General features: G+C 49.0%; 7 protein-coding genes and 1 other RNA gene. 3 read left to right on the top strand and 5 right to left on the bottom strand.

What is annotated here, in order from left to right; genetic code table 11:
• Positions 1-447 precede the first annotated feature (447 nt).
• From EIZ37_RS25225 to secG, 5 genes are all read right to left on the bottom strand, one after another.
• Positions 448-1,257, bottom strand: a complete 810-nt coding sequence (locus EIZ37_RS25225) for a hypothetical protein (protein WP_134687527.1) — start codon at positions 1,255-1,257, stop codon at positions 448-450.
• Between the two features lie 104 nt (positions 1,258-1,361).
• Positions 1,362-1,716: a transfer-messenger RNA gene (ssrA, locus tag EIZ37_RS25220) on the bottom strand.
• A gap of 182 nt (positions 1,717-1,898) precedes the next feature.
• Positions 1,899-2,372, bottom strand: a complete 474-nt coding sequence (gene smpB, locus EIZ37_RS25215) for an SsrA-binding protein SmpB (RefSeq protein WP_134687526.1) — start codon at positions 2,370-2,372, stop codon at positions 1,899-1,901.
• Positions 2,373-2,467: 95 nt separating this feature from the next.
• Positions 2,468-4,948 carry a ribonuclease R gene (gene rnr, locus EIZ37_RS25210; protein ID WP_134687525.1) on the bottom strand — a complete coding sequence of 827 codons (2,481 nt, stop codon included), beginning with the start codon at positions 4,946-4,948 and terminating at the stop codon, positions 2,468-2,470.
• A gap of 198 nt (positions 4,949-5,146) precedes the next feature.
• Complete coding sequence (secG, locus tag EIZ37_RS25205; protein WP_134687524.1) at positions 5,147-5,389, bottom strand: preprotein translocase subunit SecG; 243 nt, start codon at positions 5,387-5,389, stop codon at positions 5,147-5,149.
• A gap of 205 nt (positions 5,390-5,594) precedes the next feature.
• Here secG and EIZ37_RS25200 point away from each other — a divergent pair, with 205 nt between their 5' ends.
• The 3 genes from EIZ37_RS25200 to EIZ37_RS25190 all read left to right on the top strand — a co-directional run bounded on the left by EIZ37_RS25200 (position 5,595) and on the right by EIZ37_RS25190 (position 7,584).
• Positions 5,595-5,990, top strand: a complete 396-nt coding sequence (locus EIZ37_RS25200) for a YqzM family protein (RefSeq protein ID WP_134687523.1) — start codon at positions 5,595-5,597, stop codon at positions 5,988-5,990.
• Between the two features lie 96 nt (positions 5,991-6,086).
• Complete coding sequence (locus EIZ37_RS25195) at positions 6,087-6,848, top strand: ABC transporter ATP-binding protein (RefSeq protein ID WP_134687522.1); 762 nt, start codon at positions 6,087-6,089, stop codon at positions 6,846-6,848.
• Entirely contained in the window at positions 6,841-7,584 is a 744-nt protein-coding gene (locus EIZ37_RS25190; RefSeq protein WP_134687521.1) for an ABC transporter permease, read from the top strand. The genes EIZ37_RS25195 and EIZ37_RS25190 overlap by 8 nt, the downstream gene beginning before the upstream one ends.
• The last annotated feature ends 68 nt before the right edge of the window (positions 7,585-7,652 follow it).

The following is a 7,652-nucleotide window of genomic DNA, read 5'->3' as shown; positions in this document are numbered from 1 at the left end:
GTTTAGAGGTTGAGAGTTTACACAGAATATTTTACAGACTCTTATATTTAAACTCAAAATTGTGGATATGTATTGGTGGAGGCGGGTTAATATCCCTAATATCCTTGTCTTTTAAAGTTGTTATTCACTATACAAAAAATCTTATACTTACTTGAATAAGCATACCAGATTACAAATCTGAATTCTTTTCGACCACATCAATTCCTCTTGCAGTAATTGTGATTTCAATTGCATTATCTTGTTCTGATAAACTTTTACTTATTAAGCCCTTTTCATGTAAATAATCGTACGCTTGTACCAGTTCAAAATCTTGGCTAATATCCTCTGGTTCTAATATGAGTTTACTTTTACCTTCGTAAAATATTTCGTTGTATACAAATACTAGCTGACGTTTTCGATATTCCCTTCTTTCACGCGCCTTGAAAGTGCTTCGATATCCTGATAAATCTACTTGAACCGTTTGATCGAGTTGTTCATGGACATTCTCAAATTGTTTTGGAAAAAAACATCATTTACTTCGTTTGTATATTCCTCTCTTATTAGAGACTTAAGAATATAATTTAACTTTTCCCTTTTGTCTCCTGTAAAATTATTCACTTCATCATAAAATTTTGCAGTTAGTCGTTCATTAGAAAAATAAAATTTATAAGCTACTTGGAAAGCAGATTTTTCAACCCCTAGACTTTCATATCTAGCAAGGAAAACCCATATTAAGTAAAGTACTCTATATTGGTTAACCTTTCGAGTTTTTGCCTCATCAAATAACTTTGTTCTTTGATTTAATTCATATAAGTCATCTAAGAACTGAAGCATTAAATCTAAATCACTTATACTGGATAAGTAACCAGAGAAATCCTCTTCATAATCATTTCTTAAAACTGCTTCATACGATAAAATCAAATTAGGACTGGCATATTTTAGGTTAGTACCGATATGATTTATAATTTTGTCTCTAAAGTCTGACTCGTTAACACCATACTTAAGGTCATGATGTTTTCTAAAATGAGTTACAATATCTAGATATGAATAAACATCTAGTAAGACAGGCGCAAAGAGGTTCTGATATATTTCTTTGTTGAATTTTTGAGTTTCTCTTCGCTGAGTAAAAAAGTGAGAAACAATTTGTGCAGTAATTGCACCTACAAAACCAATCGTTGCACCAATTAGTGCTGGTTCCCATGGCGAACTAGTTGAAGAAGGCAGCACATTTTGTGTACTGGCCCCCTGGATAACCATTCCTTGTACTTTTTCCAACATAACTACATACTCCTACTAAAAGTAATAAAAAACTCACCTTTTCCACTAAAACATTTTTCTTAAGGGAACATGAGGTGAGTTTTGATTATGTATAGGGTTTTTAGTGGTGGAGGCGGGGGGATTCGAACCCCCGTCCGAAAACAGCGACACATGAGCATCTCCGAGCGCAGTCGCTTTATGAAGTTTCGGTGATCAACCTGCGAAACGACACGCCAGCTGAAAACCTAGCCTGATTCATCTTCTTCCTTTGGCCCCAGGCGGAGACCTCCGGCGTATCCCACTAAAGTTGAGCGCTAGTCACGCCACATGGGCGATGGAGTGGTAGCGCCTCACTGGTTATTAAGCAGCGAGAGAAAGTTGTTTGTTGCCAGTTAATGGCGTTTGCGTTGATGACGAGGTCCGCAACCCCCCGGCTCGCTTCTCATGCTCTACCATCCCCGTCGAATCCAAAACGCCCCCAGGTTAGGTAAATGTGAGCCACCAATCGAATGGTCAGGAGACGAAAAACAGCCTGGCGATCCTTTGCGTTACACCTGACTGTTCACTCACCAGCTCAACTTGTAGTATCACTATAGCATACCGTCAAAATCAAAATCAATGTGGATTGCTGCCAAGCCTGGCAAAACACAACTCGATTGCCATTACACTTTTTGCCGCTCGCGCAAGGCCCGCTCCACTTCGCGTGCCGCATCCTTTTTCTTCAGATCCTCACGCTTGTCGTAATTCTTCTTCCCTTTAGCCAGCCCGAGCTCGACTTTGGCCCAGCCGCCTTTTAGATAAATGCTCAGCGGCACCAGTGAATATCCTCTTTCCCGTGTGGCACCGATCAGCTTGAGAATCTCCAAGCGACGCAGCAACAGCTTGCGTGTGCGTTCCGGCTCGTGATTGAAACGGTTGCCCTCCGTATATGGGCTGATATGCACCTTATGCAGCATCACTTCTCCGTTTTCCACGCGCGCGTAGCTGTCCTTCAGCTGTACCCGTCCGGAACGAAGCGACTTGATCTCCGTGCCCGTCAACGCGATACCAGCTTCATACGTATCCTCAATATGATAATCGTGTCGGGCTTTTCGGTTCTGCGCCAAGACCTTCACGCCTGTCTTTGTTTTGGACATAGGGATCACCTCGCTTGCCAGATTGGTACAGTAAGTCTAGCAAAAAACAGCAAAAGTATCAAGATGTTATAGGAAAAGCCAGGGGCATGTAGCCCCTAGCGCCGTTTCCGTTTGGCTTGAGCCGCCACCGGTTTCTTTTTCCGTTTTTTCGCTTGGACAAGATCTTCCCAGAAGCCTTTTTTGACCTTTTGACCCGGCTCTTTGCCTTCAGCTGCCTGCAGGGAGATAACGTCCTTTTCCACATCGCCAGTCGTGCGTGGACCTGCTGTCCGCCCCGCATTGCGTCCTGGGCCGTTCGCTCCTTTGGTTCTGCTTTTCCGCACAGCTGCCGGATGGGCGGTTTTCTCTTTGCGTCGGCCACCACGTTCATTGCCGCCGCGTTCCATGCGTCCCCGTCCTTCGATGACACGAGGCTTACGTTCACCACGCGGGCGGAAATGATTCGCCTTCTTCATGCCGACGATTTCAAAATCGATGGCCCGCTCATCCACGTTGACATTGGAGACGCGTACCTGCACGACATCCCCGATCCGGTACTGCTTGCCCGTCCGCTCCCCTACCAGTGCGTACAGCTTCTCATGGTAATGGTAGTAGTCGTCGGTCAGGTAGCTGACATGGACGAGACCTTCGATCGTATTCGGCAGCTCGACAAATATCCCAAAGGAAGTCACGCTGGAAATGACCCCTTCGAATTCTTCGCCAATCCGCTCCAGCATGTACTCGGCCTTTTTCAGATCGTCGGTCTCACGCTCCGCATCGACCGCCAGTCGTTCACGCTGGGAGGTATGCTCGGCAATCTCCGGCAATTTCTCAGCCCAGTATCTCTGGCGATCCTCCGGCATCTCGCCCTGCCCACGCTCCACCCAATCCCGGATGAGACGGTGAACGATCAGGTCCGGATAGCGGCGGATCGGCGATGTGAAGTGCGTATAGAACTCGGTCGCCAACCCAAAGTGTCCGAGGCTTTCCGCATCATAGCGCGCTTGCTTCATCGAGCGCAGCATGACCGTGCTGATGATGATTTCCTCCGGCGTCCCCTTGACCTCTTCCAGCAGCTGCTGCAGGGCGCGCGGGTGAACGGAGTTGCCTTTGCCGCGAACCGAGTAGCCAAAGTTCGTCACAAATTCCATGAATGCCATCAGCTTTTCTTCTTTCGGATCTTCGTGGACCCGGTAGATGAACGGCATTTTCATCCAGTGGAAATGCTCCGCGACCGTTTCATTGGCGGCCAGCATGAATTCCTCGATGATCGATTCCGCGATGGAACGGGTGCGGAAGCCGATATCGGTCGGTTCGCCCTGCTCGTTCACATAGATTTTCGCCTCACGGAAGTCAAAGTCGATCGCTCCGCGGCGCATCCGTTTATCACGCAGCTTGCGGGCCAGCTCCTCCATCGTCTGGAACATCGGGACCAGATCGCGGTACTTTTCGATCAGCTCTTCGTCCTTGTCTTCCAGAATACTGCGTACGTCCGCATAGGTCATCCGCTCGTTGGTCTTAATGACGCTCAAAAAGATGTCGTACTTCACGACATTGGCGTCTTTATCCAGCTCCATGTCGCAGGAGATCGTCAAGCGGTCCACCTGCGGATTCAAGCTGCAGATCCCGTTGGACAGCCGGTGCGGAATCATCGGGATCACCCGGTCCACCAAGTAGACACTTGTTCCCCGTTTGTACGCCTCATTGTCGATCGGCGAATTTTCCTTCACATAATAGCTGACGTCCGCGATATGAACGCCTAGCAGGTAATTGCCATTCGGCAGCTTCTCGACGGAAACGGCGTCGTCCAGGTCTTTCGCATCGGCACCGTCGATGGTGACCATCATGCGGTCGCGCAAATCCCGGCGCCCTTTGATTTCCTCAGGGGAAATTTCATCCGGCACAGCCTGAGCCTGATCGAGCACATCCTGCGGGAATTCCTCCGGCAGTCCGAATTTGCGGATGATGGACAGAATGTCGACGCCCGGATCGTTTTTATGGCCGAGGATCTCGACGACTTCCCCTTCCGGATTGGAGCGCCCTTCTGGGTAACGGACGATCTTGACGACAACCTTATGTCCGTCTACGGCCCCCATGGAGGCTCCCTTCGGAATGAAGATGTCTCGACCCACGCGCTTGTCATCGGTAATGACAAAACCATAGTGGGTCTCATCCTGATACGTACCGACCGTCTGCGTGATGCCGCGTTCGACAATGCGGATAATCCGCCCTTCCAGGCGATTCCCTGCGGACTGTCCTTCGATACGGACCAATACCGTGTCTCCGTGCATGGCTCCGTTCATGTCATTGGCATTCACAAAAATGTCCGGTTCCCCGGCCGTCTCAGTTATCACAAAGCCAAATCCCTTTGGATTGCTTTGCAGACGGCCACGGATCAGATTCATCTTTTCGGGAACGCCGTAGCGATTCGTCCGGGTCCGAATAATTTCACCGTTATCTTCCAGTATATTCAGTGTTTTTACCAGTTCCTTAAAGTCATCCGCGTCCGTAATCTGAAAGGCTTCTTCCAGCTCTGAGACGGTCATCGGATGATACGCCTGCTCGCGCATAAACGCTAAAATATCCTGTTCCTTCATCTCTTTATCTCCTTTGTAGTTGAACCATCTTTCGTATAGTATTCACAAATGGTGGGCATTCGATAATGGCTGGGCTTCATAGAAATTGTTGGCGGTGCCCATCTTTCATAGTGGTTCCTTAGTGTTTCCTATGTAAAAAAGGCCTATTACGAAAAAAGGACAGCAAGCATGATACTTGCTGTCCCGTCATCTTCAACTTTACGCTGCTGCTTTTAAGAAATAACCGAGCAAAATGGTTGCGAGCATGAAAATAACCGCAAAAATTACGGTGAGTCTGCCCAGTACAGCATCGATTCCACGAGCTTTTTGTTTTCCCATCAACTGTTCTGCACCGCCGCCAATGGCTCCGGACAAACCAGCGCTTTTCCCCGATTGCAATAAAACAACAACGATCAAGCCGATACTAGCAATGACCAGCAAAATTTTAGCCGCTAAAATCATGTGTTTTCACCTCTATGTGATAGATAACCCACTTGCCTCACGCTAAAATAAACATTATTTTTACTGTATCATAATTGAAAGAGTTGAGCAAGCTTGACGATAAATGTGTACTTTCTTTGTCTCTTTTTTGCTTACCTTGCAACTGTCACGATTTTGCCGTAAAATCAGTTGTATCGTTGACTTTTACTAGGAGGGTTCTTGTCAGATGGCTGGTCCAAACAAAAGAGATATGAATCAAAATGACGTGATCGACTCTGCGAAGGGCTTCTTTACTTCGTTTGGTATCTTGTTTCTCGTTTTCCTTATTGCCCTTGTAGGATCTATTTTCTTTCCGCCAAAAAGTGGCGAACAAGCAGAAGGCGGCGCAACTGCACCTGCCAAGATCGATGCCGCTGCTGTTTTCAAAGCGAACTGCGCTTCCTGTCATGGTCAAAACCTGGAAGGAATTGCTGGTCCTAACCTGACCAAAGTAGGTTCCAAGTACAGTGCTGATGAAATTCAAAAGATCATCAAGGAAGGTAAAGGCGGAATGCCTCCTGGTATGCTGAAAAAAGCAGACGAGATCAAGGCAGTCGCTACATGGTTGTCCGAAAAGAAATAATGTACATAGGCCACAATATCTTCGTTGTGCCAAGCTAGAAAACCCCGAAGCAGTGTCTTCGGGGTTTTTCATGCATGAAAGTGAGTGTGACAGCAGATGAACCTGCAGCTAGAACTGGAAGACGTAGGAAAAAGAGATTTCACCGATCCCGATCAATACCTGTTCCGCGATGTGAACGCCATCATCGAGGAACCAAGCATCATCCATATTATCGGGTTATCCGGACAGGGAAAAAGCACGCTGCTGCGGATTCTCGGACGGCTTACCCCTTTTGACGAAGGCCGAATTTCGCTACAAGGCCGCTCCATCCACGAATGGCCCACCGAAACATGGAGAGCTGCCGTAAGCTATGTCGCCCAACAGGCGGTCATGCTTCCCGGCAGCATTGAAGAAAATTTAAAAGTGGTCAGCCAAATCCACCAAAAACCGTTTGATCGAGACCATGCACGGCAGCTGATGCGGCATGCAGGCCTGGAGGAGCTGGATTGGGATAAAGAGGCGTCACAGCTTTCCGGCGGTCAGAAGCAGCGCCTGGCACTCGTCCGAACCCTGCTGCTCCGCCCGCAGGTGCTGCTGCTCGATGAGATCACTGCTTCTCTGGATATTCATAGCCAGCATGCCGTCGAGGAGCTGCTCGTCCATCTCCACCGCGAGGAAGGCACCACCATGCTGTGGGTCACCCATCACCTGGAGCAAGCGCGACGATGCGGACAGCGAATCTGGTTTATGGCCGAAAGCACCATTTTGGAGGATACCCCAGGGGAGACATTTTTTCAGTCTCCCCGGACAGAGCTTGCCCGGCAATTCCTGCTCATCGGCAAGGAATCACAGATGGAAGGGAGTGAGGCTCATGTCTGACTGGGCATTGTGGCTCTCCTTGCTGTTTGTGCTGGTTGCCCTTCTCCTTTCCCTCTGGCAGCGTCTAGGCCTGGAAAAGGAAATCGCGATCAGCACGATTCGGCTCGCGGTGCAATTAGTGGCAATCGGTTATGTCCTGCAGTTTGTTTTCGGTTCTGATCATCCCGCTCTTATCATTCTGTTACTGATCATGATGATTGCGGTGGCTTCCTGGAATGCGGCCAAGAGGGGCCAGGAGCTGCCCGGTGTGCTCCTGCGAGTCGTCATCACCCTGGTGGCCACGGAGATCATTTCCATGTCCCTCCTGCTGGGATTGCAAATTATCGAGCCGACTCCCCGATATGTCGTCCCTCTCAGCGGCATGATTATCGGGAACGCGATGATTGTCTCCGGTCTCTTTCTCAGCCATATGAAAAGAGAAATGGAAGCCACCCGCGGTGAAGTCGAAACCCTGCTCTGCCTGGGCGCCACTCCGCGCCAAGCGATACAGGCTGTGATGAAGCGATCCGTCCGCTCCAGCTTGATCCCGACGTTTGACACGATGAAAACGCTTGGTCTCGTCCAGCTCCCCGGCACCATGACCGGGATGATCATCGCCGGTGCGGACCCGCTGCAAGCGGTTCGTTATCAGATCCTGATCATGTTTGCCTTCTCAGCGTCCGCTACCATCTCTGCGGTGCTGTTAAGCCGGATCAGCTATAAGCTGTGGTTTACCAAAGAGCGGATGCTCCGCTAAAAGGGAACCCTCTCTCTTTTGCCCTGAAGTAGAGTAGGAAACTGAAATTTTCGGGCGACCTTCGGGTC

Origin of the sequence: Brevibacillus migulae (assembly GCF_004521915.1) — a bacterium.
GTDB classification, from domain to species: domain Bacteria; phylum Bacillota; class Bacilli; order Brevibacillales; family Brevibacillaceae; genus Brevibacillus_F; species Brevibacillus_F migulae.
The sequence above is the reverse complement of the archived record's forward strand: the minus strand, read 5'-3'. Positions and strand labels throughout refer to the sequence as shown.